13 protein-coding genes are annotated in these 16,396 nt (G+C 63.9%); 9 read left to right on the top strand and 4 right to left on the bottom strand.

From position 1 onward, the window contains the following. The first annotated feature begins 45 nt into the window (after positions 1-45). The 7 genes from PATSB16_RS09120 to PATSB16_RS09150 all read left to right on the top strand — a co-directional run bounded on the left by PATSB16_RS09120 (position 46) and on the right by PATSB16_RS09150 (position 8,728). A complete protein-coding gene (locus tag PATSB16_RS09120; RefSeq protein WP_047213853.1) occupies positions 46-906 on the top strand; it encodes an MBL fold metallo-hydrolase in 861 nt (286 codons plus the stop codon). Between the two features lie 119 nt (positions 907-1,025). Further along, the gene (locus tag PATSB16_RS09125) at positions 1,026-1,463 is read left to right on the top strand and encodes a universal stress protein (RefSeq protein ID WP_047213854.1); all 438 of its coding nucleotides are present in this window, start codon (positions 1,026-1,028) and stop codon (positions 1,461-1,463) included. Between the two features lie 113 nt (positions 1,464-1,576). Next, complete coding sequence (locus PATSB16_RS09130) at positions 1,577-2,971, top strand: bifunctional enoyl-CoA hydratase/phosphate acetyltransferase (RefSeq protein WP_047213855.1); 1,395 nt, start codon at positions 1,577-1,579, stop codon at positions 2,969-2,971. Further along, positions 2,968-4,155, top strand: coding sequence for an acetate/propionate family kinase (locus PATSB16_RS09135; RefSeq protein ID WP_047213856.1), 1,188 nt, complete (start codon positions 2,968-2,970; stop codon positions 4,153-4,155). Before PATSB16_RS09130 ends, PATSB16_RS09135 begins: the two co-directional genes overlap by 4 nt. A gap of 9 nt (positions 4,156-4,164) precedes the next feature. Next, a complete protein-coding gene (locus PATSB16_RS09140; RefSeq protein ID WP_047213857.1) occupies positions 4,165-5,292 on the top strand; it encodes an alpha/beta fold hydrolase in 1,128 nt (375 codons plus the stop codon). A 64-nt stretch (positions 5,293-5,356) separates the two neighbouring features. Continuing rightward, positions 5,357-7,855, top strand: coding sequence for a plasma-membrane proton-efflux P-type ATPase (locus tag PATSB16_RS09145; RefSeq protein ID WP_047213858.1), 2,499 nt, complete (start codon positions 5,357-5,359; stop codon positions 7,853-7,855). A gap of 3 nt (positions 7,856-7,858) precedes the next feature. Then, positions 7,859-8,728: an ADP-polyphosphate phosphotransferase gene (locus tag PATSB16_RS09150; protein ID WP_047213859.1), complete on the top strand. Its 870-nt coding sequence runs from the start codon at positions 7,859-7,861 to the stop codon at positions 8,726-8,728. Between the two features lie 53 nt (positions 8,729-8,781). Here the strand turns inward: PATSB16_RS09150 and PATSB16_RS09155 are convergent, their stop codons facing one another. From PATSB16_RS09155 to acs, 3 genes are all read right to left on the bottom strand, one after another. Then, positions 8,782-9,291 carry a hypothetical protein gene (locus tag PATSB16_RS09155; RefSeq protein WP_047213860.1) on the bottom strand — a complete coding sequence of 170 codons (510 nt, stop codon included), beginning with the start codon at positions 9,289-9,291 and terminating at the stop codon, positions 8,782-8,784. Positions 9,292-9,436: 145 nt separating this feature from the next. Next, the gene (locus tag PATSB16_RS09160) at positions 9,437-10,003 is read right to left on the bottom strand and encodes an acetate uptake transporter (RefSeq protein WP_047213861.1); all 567 of its coding nucleotides are present in this window, start codon (positions 10,001-10,003) and stop codon (positions 9,437-9,439) included. Between the two features lie 46 nt (positions 10,004-10,049). Continuing rightward, positions 10,050-12,032, bottom strand: coding sequence for an acetate--CoA ligase (gene acs, locus PATSB16_RS09165; protein WP_047213862.1), 1,983 nt, complete (start codon positions 12,030-12,032; stop codon positions 10,050-10,052). Positions 12,033-12,437: 405 nt separating this feature from the next. Between acs and PATSB16_RS09170 the strand changes: the two genes are divergently transcribed. Beyond that, entirely contained in the window at positions 12,438-14,156 is a 1,719-nt protein-coding gene (locus PATSB16_RS09170) for a multicopper oxidase family protein (RefSeq protein ID WP_072628629.1), read from the top strand. A 271-nt stretch (positions 14,157-14,427) separates the two neighbouring features. Next, positions 14,428-15,501, top strand: coding sequence for a lysylphosphatidylglycerol synthase transmembrane domain-containing protein (locus tag PATSB16_RS09175; protein WP_047213863.1), 1,074 nt, complete (start codon positions 14,428-14,430; stop codon positions 15,499-15,501). 14 nt (positions 15,502-15,515) lie between these two features. Here the strand turns inward: PATSB16_RS09175 and PATSB16_RS09180 are convergent, their stop codons facing one another. After that, on the bottom strand, positions 15,516-16,280 hold the full coding sequence (locus PATSB16_RS09180; protein WP_072628630.1) for a glycosyltransferase family 2 protein: 765 nt from the start codon (positions 16,278-16,280) through the stop codon (positions 15,516-15,518). Positions 16,281-16,396 lie beyond the last annotated feature (116 nt).

Consider the following 16,396-nt stretch of genomic DNA (forward strand, 5'->3'; position numbering starts at 1 on the left):
TATATACTATTATTAAATATACTTTAACTGACTCAAGGACGCGGCATGCATCCCAACGTTGAACCTTTCTTCGAACCGGTGACCGGCACGGTAACTTATGTCGTGTGGCAGGACGGGCGCAAGGAATGCGCGATCATCGACTCGGTGCTCGACTACGATCCCAAGGCCGGACGCACCACGACCGCGAGCGCCGATCGGGTGATCGCCTTCGTTGGCCAGCACGCACTGCAAGTGCAGTGGATTCTCGAGACCCACGCGCATGCCGACCATCTGTCGGCCGCGCCGTACCTGCGGCGCGCCCTGGGCGGCAAGATCGCCATCGGCAGCCGGATTCGTACCGTGCAGAGCGTGTTCAAGACGCTGTTCCATCTGGAGCCGGCGTTCAGCGCCGACGGATCCCAGTTCGATCGGCTGCTCGACGATGGCGAGACCTTCGCGATCGGCGATCTGGAGGGCAGGGCGATTGCCGTGCCCGGACATACCCCGGCGGATGTCGCATACCAGATCGGCGATGCGGTGTTCGTTGGCGACACGCTGTTCATGCCGGACGTGGGCACCGCCCGCTGCGATTTTCCGGGGGGCGACGCCCACGCGTTATATCAGTCGATTCGAAAGCTGCTGGACATGCCGGCGCAGACCCGGCTGTTCGTGTGCCACGACTACCCGCCGGCAGGACGGGACCCGGCATGGCAGGCCACTGTCGCGGCACAACGCCAAAGCAACATCCACATGCACGACGGGGTGAGCGAGGCCGAGTTCGTCGCGATGCGCGAAGCGCGCGACAAAACGCTGGCGATGCCGGTGTTGATTCTGCCGGCGATCCAGGTCAACATCCGCGCCGGGGAGTTTCCGCCCCCCGAAGCCAATGGCACGTCATACCTCAAGATTCCGCTGAACGTGCTGTAAGGGCGCGTCGCCGCCCTCGCGCCGGAGCGCATTGACATTTGTCAAGACGCCCGCCGCAATGCTCGCGTAAGGTGTTGGCAAGTTTTGCAACATTTTTTCATTGGAACGCGAGACAGTCCATGAAGCACCTGATGGTTGCGACCGACGGGTCGGCCAGCGCCGACCGCGCCGTCGACGAAGCCGCCAGGATGGCGAAGCAGTCCGGCGCTGATCTGCTGATCGTCCACGTCATCGGCGGATATGGTTTGCCCGGCACCGTGCTGGAGCGCTTCACGCTGCCCGAGCATACGTGGTTCGACGAACTGCTCGATACTTACTCGGCGCAGGTGCTTACCCAGGCGAAGGCGCGGGCACAGGCCCTGGGCGTGCCGGATGCACGCCTGGCCTCGTATCGCGGCGAGATCGTGCCGGCGATTCTGCAGGCAGCCCAACAGCAGCATATCGACGCCATCGTCGTCGGCCGGCGCGGCACGGGACACATGAGCTCGCTGCTGCTCGGCAGCACCGCGCAAAAACTCGTGAGCCTGTCGCCCTGTGTGGTGACCGTGGTGCCCTGAGCGCCCGGTGCCCGACCTGCGTTCCCTTGGCCCGGCGCTCGGGACGACGCCCGGCCCGGCTCGGCGGCGGCACGGTGTTGCCATCGCCACCCCCCCTGCCCACGAGTACGGTCATGACATTGATTGAGAACAAGACGTTCGATGAACTGTTGCCAGGCGCGTCGGCGCAGCTCGTGCGCACATTGACGCATCAGGACATCGAACTTTTCGCGCTGATGTCCGGCGACGCCTGCCCGGCGGGCATGGACGATGTGCTTTCCAGCAGCGATCTGTTCCATCAGAGCGCCGCGCACGGCATGTGGGCCGCGGCGCTGATTTCGACAGTGCTGGGCACACAGTTGCCCGGCCCGGGGATGACCTACGTCGATCAAACGTTGCATTTTCATCGCCCGCTCGCGTTGGGGGACACGCTGACCGTGACAGTGACTGTCGGCGACAAGGACACCGCCACGCGTCGCGTGACGATGGCGTGCCGCGTCTCGAATCAGTGCGACGACGACGTCGTGACCGGCACGGCCGAGGTGATTGCGCCGGCCGAAAAAATCTCGCGTATGCGTGCCGCTTTGCCGCAGGTCGTCCTGCAGGAAAAAGGGCGCCGCTACCATCATCTGATCGAGATGGCGCAAGGTCTCGAACCGCTGCAGACCGCCGTGGTCGATCCAACCGACTCGGTATCGCTGCTCGGCGCCGTGGAAGCCGCCCGCGCGGGTCTGATCGTACCGCTGCTGGTGGGCCCGGAGGATGGTATTCGTGCGGCCGCCGCGCAAGCGCGGCTCGATCTCGGCGGCTACGAAATCGTGCCGAGCGGGCCGGGCGCCACGGCCGCCGCGCGCGCGGTCGCGCTGGTGCGCGCGGGCCGGGCCGAAGCTTTGATGAAAGGCGCGCTGCACACCGATGCGTTGATGCACGCGGTAGTCGACGCTGCCGGCGGGCTGCGCACCGAACGGCGTTTGAGCCACGTTTTTGCGATCGACGCGCCAGGGTATCCGCGGCCCTTGTTCGTGACCGATGCCGCGATCAATATCTACCCCACGTTGGCGGACAAACGGGACATCATCCAGAACGCCATCGATCTGACCCATGCGCTGGGTATCGCCGAGCCGCGTGTGGCGATTCTGTCGGCAGTCGAAACGGTCACGGAGAAAATTCGCTCGACGCTCGACGCGGCGGCATTGTGCAAAATGGCCGACCGCGGCCAAATCACCGGCGGCATTCTCGACGGGCCGCTGGCCTTCGACAACGCCGTCTCGCTGGCGGCGGCCAAAACCAAGCACATCGTGTCGCCCGTGGCTGGGCGCGCCGACATCTTCGTCGTGCCCGATCTGGAGGCCGGTAATATGCTTGCAAAGCAACTGGAGTATCTTGCCCAGGCCGAAGTCGCCGGCATCGTGCTGGGCGCGCGCGTGCCGATCGTTCTGACCAGTCGTGCCGACAAAACGCTGGCCAGGCTCGGCTCGTGCGCGATTGCGCTGTTGCTGGCGCGCCATAACGCGGGAGTCCGCTCGTGACAGACGTCATCCTGGTACTTAACGCCGGCTCGTCGAGCATCAAATTTTCTGTGTTTGCCGCGCATGAACAGCCGAGCCGGCAAGGCCTGATCTGCGAGGGGGAGTGCGACGGCATTGGTCACCGGGCGCATTTCGTGGCCCACGATCAGGCCGAGCAGGCGCTGGCGGACCAATACCTGGCCGAAGGCGCGACCCACGAAGATGCGTTGGCGGCCCTGTTGAACTGGCTCGAATCGCATTTTCGAAGCGATCGCCTGGTCGCCGCCGGGCACCGTGTGGTGCATGGCGGCGCGCGCTACACCGCGCCAGTACGGATCGATGCGGCGGTCACTGCCGCGCTGCGTGAGCTGATCCCGCTGGCACCGCTGCATCAGCCCCATCACCTGGCAGCCATTGCCGCGCTTGCGAAGCTGCACCCGGCGCTGCCCCAAATCGCCGCATTCGATACCGCCTTTCACCATACCCAGGCGCCCATCGCCACCGCCTTCGCGTTGCCCGAGGAGCTGACGGCGCAGCACATCCGCCGCTACGGTTTTCATGGGCTGTCGTATGAATATATCGCCGGTGTGCTGCCTCGCTTTCTGGGCGCCGAGGCGGCCGAGGGGCGCATCGTGGTCGCCCATCTCGGTGCCGGCGCCAGCATGTGCGGCATGATTCGCCGCCAAAGCGTGGTGACCACGATGGGGTTCACCGCACTCGACGGCCTGCCGATGGGGCGGCGCTGCGGCAACCTCGACCCTGGTGTCGTGCTCTACCTGATGGAAGAAAAGGGGATGACGCCCGGTCAAATCCGCGATCTTCTGTACAACCATTCGGGTCTGCTGGGCGTATCCGGCATCAGCGACGACATGCGCACCCTGCAGGCCAGCGACGACCCGCGCGCGGCGCGAGCCATCGATCTGTTCGTGTACCGCATCGGCCGCGAATTGGGGTCTCTGGCCGCCGCGTTGGGCGGCCTGGATGCGCTGGTGTTTACCGCCGGCATCGGCGAGCACGCCGTCGAGATTCGGCGTCGCGTATGCCTGCAGGCTGCCTGGCTCGGGTTGCGTCTGGACGAGGCAGCCAACGAAGAGGGCGGGCCGCGCCTGACGAAGCCCGGCGGCGGTCCGTCGGCCTGGGTCATTCCCACCGACGAAGATTTGATGATCGCACGCCATACCTGGCAATTGATTTCGAATACCTAAGGAGCCGGCATGTCCGCTACGCCCCCCGACAAATCGTCCGCACTTCCCCCGAGCGCCGCACTCACCAGCGTGCCGGTATTCTGGCCGATGACAATGGCTGCGCAATTGGTCGAGCAGGGCGCGGCCATGTACGCGAAAAACCTCAAGTTCGTCGAAGAGGAAATCAGGATCCACGAGGAACTGCGGCCCAAACTCGCGACGCCGAACCGCGCACGACTCGATCTGCGCACCATGACGCTGCGCGAGTATGGCCGGCCGGGCGGCATTCCCACCCTGGTGGACGCGCCGCACGCCGGCCACACCGCCATGATTGCCGACTATCACAAAGGCCAGAGCCTGGTGGAAACACTGCTGGCCAACGGCGTCGGGCACGTCGCGCTGACCGACTGGAAATCAGCCACTGCCGACATGAAGGATCTCGAAATCGACAATTATCTGGCCGAGATCGTCGTCGCGATCGACGATCTCGGCGGTCGTGTGAATCTGGTCGGCCTGTGCCAGGGAGGCTGGGTCGCGGCGATGATCGCCGCGCGCTTTCCCGACAAGGTCAACTCGCTGGTACTGGCCGGCGCACCGATCGACACCGATGCCGGCAACGGACCGATCAAGCGCATGGTTCACCAGTCGCCACTTTCGTTCTACGAGGAATTGGTCGCCCTGGGCGGTGGCCTGATGCGCGGCAAATACATGTTGCAGGGCTGGAAAAACATGCACCCCGAGCAGCATTACGTGCAAGACCACATCGATCTGTACGAGCATATCGACGACCCGGTGTATCTTAAGAAGGAAGAGACGTTCGAGAGCTGGTATGAAAATCCGATCGATTTGCCGGGGCGCTGGTACTTGCAGGTGATCGCCGAGATCTTCAAGGAAAACCGCCTGGCCAAGGGCGAATTCGTCGGACTCGGGCGCAAGTTGAAACTGCATGACATTACGTGCCCCGCCTATTTGCTGGGCGGCCAGAGCGACGACATCACGACGCCGGAGCAGGTGCTGGGCGCGGCCAATTATCTCGGCACACCGCCCGCCGACATCGTGCAGCAAGTGGTGCCGGGCGGACACATCGGCCTGTTCATGGGAGCCCGTACGCTCAAGGAACACTGGCCGCGCGTCGCGCGCTGGATCGCCGCGCGTTGAAGATGGTCACTCATCGACAGCGTGGCACCGCCGCCCCGTTTGCGTAACGCCAAAGGATCACCCCATGGAACGAGATGTCGATCAACCCCTCGCCGGCGCGCAGGAGGATCTGAAATCGCTGGCGATGGAGGACTTGCAAAGGAAGCTCGCCTCGTCGCCCGCCGGTCTTGGCCAAATCGAAGCGAGCAAGCGGCTGGCCCAGTACGGCCCGAACGAGATCGAGGAAAAGCAAACCAACGCGCTGCTGGCATTCCTGATGTACTTCTGGGGGCCCATCCCCTGGATGATCGAAGCGGCCGTGGTCCTCTCGGCGCTGGCGCGTCATTGGCCCGACTTCGGCATCATTCTGGTTCTGCTGCTGTCGAACGCGGTAGTCGGGTTTTGGGAGGAGCATCAGGCCGGCAACGCGATCGCCGCCCTGAAAGCCAAGCTGGCACTCAAGTCTCAGGTCAAGCGGGACGGCAAGTGGAGCAGCCTGGCAGCCCGCGAACTGGTGCCAGGCGATGTCATTCACTTGCGCCTGGGGGATATCGTGCCAGCCGACGCACGCCTGCTCGATGGCGACCCGATCGAGGTCGATCAGTCCGCGCTCACCGGTGAGTCCCTGCCGGCGACCCGCGAGCCGGGCGAGGCGGTGTACTCCGGCTCGATCGTGCGGCAGGGCGAAATCGATGCGCTGGTCTACGGCACTGGCGCACGCACCTATTTCGGCAAGACAGCGCAGTTGGTGCAGGCGGCCCACCACGTCAGCCATTTTCAGCGCGCGGTATTGAGGATCGGCAACTACCTGATCGTACTGGCGGCCGTGCTGGTGGCAGTGATCATTGCGCTGGCCATATACCGTGGCGATCCGCTGCTGACCACGCTGCAGTTCGCTCTGGTGCTGACGGTGGCCGCGATCCCCGTGGCCATGCCCACCGTGCTGTCGGTCACGATGGCGGTCGGTGCGCGCCTGCTGGCCAGGCGCGAAGCGATCGTGACGCGTCTGGCGGCGATCGAGGAACTGGCCGGGGTCGACATTCTGTGCGCCGACAAGACCGGCACGCTGACGCAAAACAAGTTGACCCTGGGCGACCCGTTCTGCGTGGCGGGTGTGTCGCCCGAGCAGGTGATTCTCAACGGTGCGCTGGCCTCGCGCGCGGACAACGACGACACGATCGACCAGGCGGTACTGGGCGGTCTCAAGGATGCGCACGCCCTGCAAGGCTATCGGGTGACGCACTTTCAACCGTTCGATCCGGTGCACAAGCGCACCGAGGCTGCCATTGCAGGGCCCGACGCCCAGAGCTTCAAGGTGACCAAAGGCGCGCCGCAAGTGATCCTGGCCTTGTCGGAGAATGCCGGGCAAGTCGCCGCCGCCGTCGACGAGGCGGTCAACGAGTTCGCCAGGCGCGGCTTTCGCTCGCTCGGCGTGGCTCGCAGCGATGGGCAGGGGGCCTGGCAGTTCCTCGGGGTGCTGCCGATGTTCGACCCGCCGCGCGAGCAGGCCCGGGAAACGATTGCCACCGCCCGCCAAATGGGCGTGCAGGTCAAGATGGTGACCGGCGACCAGTTGGCAATCGCGCGCGAGACGGCCGCCAAACTGGGACTCGGCACCCATATCCTCGACGCCAGCGGCTTTGGCGATGCCAAACATCAGCAGAGCGACGCGCTGGCGCAATCGATCGAGCAGGCCGACGGCTTCGCGCAAGTGTTTCCCGAACACAAGTTTCATATCGTCGACGTGCTGCAGCAGCGCGGCCATATCACCGGCATGACCGGCGACGGCGTCAACGACGCGCCTGCGCTGAAGAAGGCCGATTGCGGCATCGCGGTATCGGGCGCCACCGACGCGGCGCGCGCGGCAGCCTCGATCGTCCTGATGACGCCGGGTCTGTCGGTCATCATCGACGGCATCCAGGAGAGCCGGAAGATATTCCAGCGCATGAGCAACTACGCGATCTATCGCATCGCCGAGACCTTGCGTGTGTTGCTGTTCATGACGCTGGCGATCCTGATTTTCAACTTCTACCCGCTCACGGCGGTGATGATCGTGATGCTGGCATTGCTCAACGATGGTGCGATTCTGTCGATCGCCTATGACAACGTGCGATACAAAAACCAGCCTGAGGCCTGGAACATGCGCGTGGTTCTGGGGATCGCCACGGTGCTCGGGGTGATCGGGCCGATCGCGGCATTCGGGCTGTTCTATCTGGGCGATCGTGTCTATCACCTCGATCGCCCGCACGTCCAGACACTGATGTATCTGCTGCTGTCGGTGGCCGGACACCTGACCATCTTCCTGACCCGCACACGCGGGCCGTTCTGGTCGACCCGGCCGGCGCCGATCCTGCTGCTGGCCGTATTGGGCACCCAGTTGGCGGCAACCCTGATTGCCGTCTATGGCCTGTTCATGGCGCCGTTGGGCTGGGCCTGGGCGCTGGCGGTGTGGGGCTATGCGTTACTATGGTTCCTGATCAGCGACCGTGTGAAACTGCTCGCGTATCGAATACTCGACCCCGCCGCCGGGGATGCCGCCGGTAATGAGGCACGGCTCATGCCGCAATCGCCACCGAGAGGATAGTCGATGAAAATCAAGTCGCAGGATTTTCAGGTCAAGGAAGGAGAAACGATCAGGCTCGACCAACGCCCCACCTTGGTCGAGCCGGTGTACAAGAACAAGAAGCAATATCAGAAGCTGCTCGCCGAGCATGTGGCTGAACTGAGCGATCTGCAGCAGTTGCTCTACGCCTCGAACCGCCACGCGATTTTGCTGATCTTCCAGGCCATGGACGCGGCCGGCAAGGACGGCGCGATCAAGCACGTCATGTCGGGGGTCAATCCGCAGGGCTGCCAGGTGTTCAGCTTCAAGCACCCCAGTGCCGCCGAATTGCAGCATGACTTCCTGTGGCGAACCACCCGCGATCTGCCCGAGCGCGGCAAAATCGGCATCTTCAACCGGTCATACTATGAAGAAGTGCTGATCGCCCGGGTGCATCCCGACATTTTGCGTACCGAAGGGATTCCGGACGGCCCGGCCGATATCACTGCGGTCTGGCCACAGCGCTATCGGTCGATCACGGATCTGGAGCGGCACTTGCACCTGAACGGCACGCGCATCGTCAAATTTTTTCTGCACCTGTCCAAGGAAGAGCAGCGCAAGCGCTTTATCGCGCGCATCGACGAACCGCAGAAGAACTGGAAATTCAGCACCGCCGATATCGAGGAACGCAAGTTCTGGAATGCTTATATGGAGGCCTATGAGCAGTGCCTGAGCGCGACCAGCACCGCGCATTCGCCGTGGTTCGTGGTGCCGGCCGACGACAAGGAGAATGCCCGCCTGATCGTCTCCAACATCATTCTCGACACGCTCAGGGATCTGAAGATGGAATATCCGCAAGTCACCGCCGCGCGCCGCAAGGAGTTGCAGTCGATCCGCAAACAACTGGCCAAATAGATGAAGCGGTGCACGGCAACACGCTTGTTCCGTGCTCGGCGATAACGATCCGATCAAGGGAAGGGCGGGATGGTGGGGTCGGTTCCTTCGATAACGGCCAGCGGATAGCGCAGTTTGATCAGTTGGCTGATTTCCTCGACCCGATCGGGCGGCATGTCGACCATCATCAGCAATGCGCCGCCCTCGACGGCCTCCTGGAAGTCATTTAGCCTGGAACTCGGCACGCTCGAGCCGATCATCGTTCCCATCCAGGCGCCGAAGCCGACACCCGCGAGGGTGAGAGCGACGACGGCACCGCCGGCGATCGTGAGACCCGCAGGCGGGAAGGCGATTGCAGTCAGCCCCGCGAGTGCCCCGGTGATGCCGCCGGCGGCGCTGCCGCGGGCAAGTGCCGGAATCAGATCGCTGCTTTGCAGGAGTGAGGCTTCCGGCAGTCCTTCGAGCGGCACGTCGCTATTTGCGATGATGTGAATACGCCGCCATTCGATGCGGTTCACCATTAATTCGGTGACAATCGACTTTGCTGTCGTCACATCGGGCAGCAGAAAATAAAGGCGTCTCATGACGTCGACCTCCTAACGGCTTTTCGAGGCAGGCGTCGCGCCCTCGTATGACGATGTGCTCCGCGGGTGTTCGAGAGCCGTTCGCAAACACTCGGGAGCAATCGACGCTCCGCCAGGCACGCCCGGCGGAGCGTGGCGACAACGCTTATGGCGCGCCGATGGGCAGCACGGTACGCCCATGTGCTTCGTTGATCACTTCGGCTGCCGACAGGTAGAAGGCCAGTACTGCCGTGACCAGGCCGCAGTAGCCGCCAGCCATGTGCAACGCTGCCGAGCCGGTCCACTCGCTGGCTGCCAGCAAGAAGAAAGTAATCCACAACACCAGGAAAATCAGTTGCAACGCGCGTGCCGCACGGAACGTGCCAACCCACATGTACAACGTGAATACCCCCCACAGGAACAGGTACCAGCCCACGAAAGCCGCCGGCACTTTATCGTGCAGGAACAGGACGAACAGCGCGAAAGACCACCAGAACGCGCCGTAGCTCAGGAAAGCCGTGGCGCCAAAGGTATTGCCACGGGGCAATTCCATGATCCCGGCGATGGCCTGGGCAGTGCCCCCATAGGCCAGTGCGCAGGCCAGCACCATGCCCATCGCATCCCCGCTGAACCAACCCGCGTTGATCATGCTCAACAGCCAGGTGGTCAGGGCAAATCCCGCCAGTCCAAGCGGGGCCGGATTAGAAAATTTCACTTGCGTTGCTTCAGCCATGAGCGGTCTCCCAAGAAATATTGTTAATTGGTTAGGTACAACGCGATCAGTATGATTTTCCTAACTGAGACAGAATAGCGGGATTTTCGAGAGTTGACACGTCCTGCGTAATACCCTCTTCCTTGGCGATCGAGCGCAACAGCCGCCGCATGATTTTTCCCGAGCGCGTCTTGGGCAGATTTTCACCGAAACGGATGTCTTTCGGTTTGGCAATCGGGCCGATTTCCTTGCCGACCCAGGCGCGCAATTCGTCGGCGAGCTGGCGGGCATCGCCGTCCCCGGGGCCTTGCCGCTTGAGCACCACGAAGGCGACGATCGCCTCGCCGGTCAGCTCGTCGGGGCGGCTCACTACCGCCGCCTCGGCGACCAGCGGATTGGCCACCAGCGCCGACTCGATCTCCATCGTCCCGAGCCGGTGCCCGGAAACATTGAGCACATCGTCGATACGCCCGGTGATCGTGAAGTACCCCGTATCTTTGTCGCGCGTCGCGCCGTCACCCGCCAGGTAGAGGTGACCGCCCAGTTCTTCGGGAAAATAGCTTTTGCGAAACCGCTCCGGGTCGCCCCAGACCGTGCGCAGCATTGCCGGCCACGGCCGCTTGATGACCAGCAGACCGCCCTGGCCATTGGGTTCCTCCTGACCGGTCTCGTCGACGATGGCAGCCATGATGCCGGGCAGGGGCAGGGTGCACGATCCGGGCACCAGCGGGGTGGCGCCGGGCATCGGGGCGATCATATGACCGCCGGTTTCGGTTTGCCACCAGGTATCGACCACCGGACAGCGTCCACCGCCGACCTGGTCGTAGTACCAGCGCCAGGTTTGCGGGCTGATCGGCTCGCCGACCGTGCCGAGAAGGCGCAGCGAAGACAAATCGTATGCCGTCGGGCGCGTGTTCGGATCCAGCTCTGAGGTCTTGACCAGCGAGCGGATCGCCGTCGGCGCGGTGTAGAACACGCTGACGCGGTGGCGCGCGATCATCTCCCAGAAGCGGCCCGCGTTCGGATAGGTCGGCACGCCCTCGAATACGACCTGGGTGCCGCCGAGCACCAACGGCCCGTAAGCGATGTAACTGTGGCCGGTCACCCAACCGATGTCGGCGGTGCACCAGAAGATATCGCCGGGCTTCCAGTCGAACGTCCACTTCATGGTCTGCGCGGCCCACAGCAGGTATCCGCCGGTGCTGTGCTGCACGCCCTTGGGCTTGCCGGTCGAGCCCGACGTATAGAGGATGAACAGCGGATGCTCGGCGCTGACCCACTCGGGCTCGCAGCTATCGCTTTCACCCCGGGTCAATTCGTGCATCCAAAGATCGCGCCCGGCCACCCATGGGATATTGCCGCCGGTGCGCCGATAGACAATGACGCTTTGCACCGCGTCGCAGCCTTCCATGGCCAGCGCCTCGTCGACGATCTGCTTGAGCGGCAACACCTTGCCTCCGCGCACCTGTTCGTCGGCCGTGATCACGGCGACCGCGCCCACGTCCACGATCCGTTCGTGCAGCGCTTTCGAGGAAAAACCGCCGAACACGACCGAATGCGTGGCACCGATGCGCGCGCATGCCTGCATCGCCGCGATGCCCTCGATCGACATCGGCATATAGATGACGACTCGGTCGCCTTTCTTGATGCCGCGCTTTTTGAGGGCATTGGCAAACCGACACACCTGGAGCAGCAAATCGCGGTAGGTCACGCGCGTCACTGCGCCGTTGTCGGCCTCGAAGATGATCGCGACCCGGTTGCCATGACCTGCTTCGACGTGACGATCGAGACTGTTGTACGACGCATTGAGCCGACCATCCTCGAACCACTTATAGAACGGCGCGGCGGTCTCGTCCAGCACTTTGGCGAAAGGTTTCTTCCAGCTCAGTGTCTCGCGTGCAAGGCGCGCCCAAAAGCCTTCGTAATCGCGCTCTGCCTCGGCCATCAGGGTCCGGTAGGCTGCCATGCCGGGAATGGCCGCAGCAGCGGCGAATGCCTCCGGCGGCGGAAAGATCTCCTGTTTATCAAGCAACGCTTCGGCCACTGTCATGTATTTCCCCTCGACGATTGCACAGGGCGGAATGGCTCGCTTCGGACGACGCCGGCATGTGACCTGCGATCTGGCGCGAACGGTGTCCCCCCAATGGTTGTTTCTTGATTTCCTGCCTTGGTGTTTTGGACTATTGCATTGTTGGGCACCATCGTTCATGACATGGATCAACCTTTGCCGGGCAAGCCATTCGGCGGGGCCGGGCAACCGCAGGCCCATGCCTACGCGAAATAGCACTTGACTTTCCAGCCGCGGGAAGGCGCACGATCCGTCGCAGGTTTGATTCCTGCGGCTGCGGCCGCTTGGCGTCGAAGGTCCGAACGTCATGTCATCTCATGCGTGGCACGATATTTTGAAAGGACTGGCAGAACCCGCATGCACTCTCTCACAGGGAAGAAGCAAACCATGAAATCAACACCTCGGCGACGCAATACCGCAGCGCCTGAGAACGACATCGATGGCATTGCCCAGTCGAGCTGCGGCCCCGCGCAGCCCGCACGGCGGCAAGCGCTGCGCATGGCTTCGGCCACGCTGCTCTCGGCCCCGGCGCTCATCGGCCTGGCGCGCGCCCAGGGCCGCCACACCATGCCGATGAAGATGAGCAGCTCTGGACATGGCAATCTGGACATGAGCATCGGCGGATCTGGCGCGGACATCGCCGCGCCGGCGCCTTTTCGCCGGGCGCTGCCGATTCCCCCCAGGCTGAGGGGAAGACTCGATAACGGCGTGCTTCGCTACTCACTCGCCACACAGGCCGGCGCCAGCACACTTGCCGAAGGCTTGAGCACGCCCACCTGGGGCTATAACGGCGCGCTGCTCGGACCGGTGCTGTCCATCCCGCGCGGACGTCCCGTTCACATCCGCGTGACCAACGCACTCGCACAATCGCTGACCACGCACTGGCACGGCGCAATCGTGCCCGGCGATATGGATGGCGGACCGCATAGTCCGATCCAGCCCGGCGCGACGCTGGACTACCGCTTCACGCTCGACCAGCCCGGTGCGACCCTGTGGTATCACCCTCACACGGAATACCGAACCGGCGCGCAGGCCTATGCGGGGCTCGCCGGCATGCTGCTCGTCGACGACGGCATCGATCGAAAACTCGGTTTGCCGCATACCTGGGGCGTCGACGACATCCCGGTAATTGTCCAGGATCGCCGGATCGCCGCGAGCGGGCAACTGCTCTATATGAGCGAGGCAATGCGCGACCTGATGGGAATGAAAGGCGACCGGTTCCTTGTCAACGGCCGCGAACGCCCCTATGTCGATGTTCCGGCCCAGCGTGTGCGCCTGCGGCTGCTCAACGGCTCGAATGCCCGCTCGTACAATTTCGCGCTGAACGACAACCGTCCTTTCGACGTCATTGCCTCCGATTCGGGCCTGCTGGCAAGGCCTGCTGCGACGCGAGCGCTGCTGCTGGGCCCGGGCGAGCGGGCCGAAATCGTCGTCGACCTTGCCAAAGATCAGGGCAGGGCGCTGCTGCTGCAGAGCCGGTCCGGCGAGGTCGCCCATCGGTTGGGCAGTTCATCCGACGATTGGGACACTTGGGACTTGCGCACGTTTGACGTGTTGCGCTTGAATGTCACTCGGCCGACGGGAGCATCGGCCTCGGTTCCCAAGCGGCTGGCCGATATCGATGCGCTTGCCTTGGCTGGCGCCCCGGTGCGCCGGATTACGTTGCAAGGCATGGGCAAAAACATGAAGTCGATGGGTGCTCAAGTCGATCGCGGCGCACCGCCCAATTCCGGGCCTGGCGGCATGAGTCTCGGTATCGCCGGGCAAAGCCTGTTCTCGTTGAACCACCGCTTTTTTGACATGAGCGTCATCGATCAGCGGGCCCGGCTCGGCAGCGTTGAAATATGGGAGTTCGTGAACGATCGGGAAATGGCGCACCCGATGCATATCCATGGCGTCGCGTTCCAGGTGCTCTCGCGCAACGGCAGCCCGCCGCCGGCATGGGAGCGCGGCTGGAAAGACACCGTGCTGGTACGCACAGGCGAGACGGTGAGGGTGGGCATGCGCTTCACCCAGCTGGCCGATGCCGCGCATCCGTATATGTATCACTGCCACATCCTCGAACATGAGGCCAACGGCATGATGGGGCAATTCACGGTAGCCTGAGTCACCGGCAACAGGCGGCTTGCGGGCGAACTCCGCGCTCGCCAATCACGGCCCGCCGTGTCAGCCGCCGGCCCGAGTCCGTCGTCGCGCATATTCCTGGGGCGGGGCGGCAAAGCACAATGTGGCAGTGACGTGACGCCGCGCGCTCACATCATATTGTCATCAAGCGGTGCGAAGATTTGCCCGATCGTGCGATGAATCAACGTCGCCGATGCCGCTTATCACTTGAACACGTCATGGTCGGACTGTTCGCAACGCAAAGAATCGCTTCATGAAACGTCGTGCGGCCACCGACTCCGAGGACGCCGGCGCCTCGTCGACTGCCGCGCTCGGGGCCGCAGCGCGAATACGCCGCGCCGCGGCCGTTTTCGCCGTGGCCGGCGTTGCCTTGTCGTTCGGCGTGCCGTTCCTGTTGGGTACGCATGCGATGCTGCCCAGCCTGCGTGCGTTGCCCGCATGCGTGTTCGCGGTGCTCGCGGCCAGCGCCGTCTTGAGCGCGCTGGCCAAGGCCGGCAAGCAACTGCTGCTGCAAAGCGCGCTCGGCATACGCCTTGGGTTTGCGCGCACGCTCGCCATCACGGTCGTGACGGATTTCGCTTTTCTGGTGTCGCCGCTGGGTGCTGCCGGCTATGGCGTAAACATGGCCTTGCTGCAACGCACCGGCGCATCGTGGGCGAGCGCCACGGCCGCGGTCGGCGCGGACCAGGCACTGGATCTGCTGTTTTTCGGCACCGCCATTCCGCTCGGACTGGCCTTTGCGCTGGCGCCGCTGAGCGCCGTATTTCCCACCCTCGATCGACGCGTCGCACTTGGTCTGATAGCCGGCCTGGCGGCAGCGGTCTATCTGTTCTGGCGATACCGTCGTCAGGTCGGCGCCGGGCTCGACGCCACGGCAGCCCGCATTCCGTGGCTCAGATTGCGGCATGCCCGCGTGCGCGAATTTCGCCGGAATGTCCACCAGCAGGTCGCGCTGCTGCTCGCGCAGCGCCGCTGGCGGCTGTTCGGGCTGCTGTGGCTGACCGCCACGCAATGGCTGTTGCGCTATGGCGTGCTGTGGTTTGCCTTGCTCGAACTCGGTTACCGCTTGCCGCTTGGGTTGGTGCTGGTGGTACAGGGCCTGGTGCTGCACGCCGCGCTCTGGACCGGTGTGCCGGCCGGCGGCGGCAGTGGCGACCTGGGTCTGGCGGCCGCCTTTGCCCCGTGGGTGCCGGCTTCCGTGATGGCCATCGCGCTGATTCTGTGGCGCTTTGCCACGCTCTACTGCCCGCTGCTGCTCGGCTGCGGCGGCTTTGCCGCGCTCGCGCTATGGCGCCGCACCCAGCGGCCGGCGAGCGCCGTCAAATAGGTCGCGGGACAGGCTCATGCCGCATGGTCGCGCGGCTTTCGGATGCGCGCAGCGAAGCTGGCCCGTTCGGCGTGATCGGTCCGCAGCGAGAACAGCTGGCAAGTCTGGCTGAGCAAGGCCATCGGATAGACCGCCTTGAACAAATCGGCGATCATCCGCCATTCGGCGCGCAGGCCGCGCCAGTAGCCGAGTTTTTCGGTCTTGCGCGATTGCGTCACATGCGGCCAATGGGTGACCGCGATCGGCAAGCCTCGCGTGATGATCAGGCGATTCATGAAGACCTCGATGCCAAAGCGCGGCAGGCCGTGAATTTCCGTGAGCGCCTCGCTCAGCAGCGCCTTTCTGACAACGCGCTCGCCCGAGACGAAATCGAGGCCGATGATGCGAAAAATCAGCAGACTGTTTTGCCGCAGGCTCATGCTGACTTCGGCGCGCCCGGCCAGCACCGGCGCGGCCAGGGCACTGATGTGCTGAGCGCCGAGTCCCTTGAGGTCGGCATCGAGCAGCATCAGCCATTCGCTTTGCGCCGCGGCAATGCCGCTCGCCATGGCCGCGCTCTTACCCTGGTTCGAGGGGTGGCTGAGCAGGCGCACCCCGGGAAAGGCTCGCACGACCTCGCTGGTCCCATCGGTCGAGCCGTCGTCGACGACGATGACTTCGGCCAGCAGCGGGTGGGCCGCCGCCACGGCCAATACCGCGCCGATTCTCGGCGCCTCGTTGAAGGCGCAAATCACGCATGAAATCCGGGGCACATCGAGTCTGGCGCAGGAACCGGTCATAGATTCTGTCGAATAGGGAATGAGACGGGCATCGGCGGGCGAACCACTCGGGCGGTCCGCGGCGCTGTCATCGGGACGTGCATCGCGCACGGCTTCACGAGCCTACCAGCGGTCAA

Origin of the sequence: Pandoraea thiooxydans, from assembly GCF_001931675.1 — a bacterium.
GTDB classification, from domain to species: Bacteria; Pseudomonadota; Gammaproteobacteria; order Burkholderiales; family Burkholderiaceae; genus Pandoraea; species Pandoraea thiooxydans.

Coding starts and splice junctions, on each gene's coding strand:
- PATSB16_RS09120 (WP_047213853.1), top strand. CDS start 46: ATGCATCCCAACGTTGAACCTTTCTTCGAACCGGTGACCGGCACGGTA.
- PATSB16_RS09125 (WP_047213854.1), top strand. CDS start 1,026: ATGAAGCACCTGATGGTTGCGACCGACGGGTCGGCCAGCGCCGACCGC.
- PATSB16_RS09130 (WP_047213855.1), top strand. CDS start 1,577: ATGACATTGATTGAGAACAAGACGTTCGATGAACTGTTGCCAGGCGCG.
- PATSB16_RS09140 (WP_047213857.1), top strand. CDS start 4,165: ATGTCCGCTACGCCCCCCGACAAATCGTCCGCACTTCCCCCGAGCGCC.
- PATSB16_RS09145 (WP_047213858.1), top strand. CDS start 5,357: ATGGAACGAGATGTCGATCAACCCCTCGCCGGCGCGCAGGAGGATCTG.
- PATSB16_RS09150 (WP_047213859.1), top strand. CDS start 7,859: ATGAAAATCAAGTCGCAGGATTTTCAGGTCAAGGAAGGAGAAACGATC.
- PATSB16_RS09155 (WP_047213860.1), bottom strand. CDS start 9,291: ATGAGACGCCTTTATTTTCTGCTGCCCGATGTGACGACAGCAAAGTCG.
- PATSB16_RS09160 (WP_047213861.1), bottom strand. CDS start 10,003: ATGGCTGAAGCAACGCAAGTGAAATTTTCTAATCCGGCCCCGCTTGGA.
- acs (WP_047213862.1), bottom strand. CDS start 12,032: ATGACAGTGGCCGAAGCGTTGCTTGATAAACAGGAGATCTTTCCGCCG.
- PATSB16_RS09170 (WP_072628629.1), top strand. CDS start 12,438: ATGAAATCAACACCTCGGCGACGCAATACCGCAGCGCCTGAGAACGAC.
- PATSB16_RS09175 (WP_047213863.1), top strand. CDS start 14,428: ATGAAACGTCGTGCGGCCACCGACTCCGAGGACGCCGGCGCCTCGTCG.
- PATSB16_RS09180 (WP_072628630.1), bottom strand. CDS start 16,280: ATGACCGGTTCCTGCGCCAGACTCGATGTGCCCCGGATTTCATGCGTG.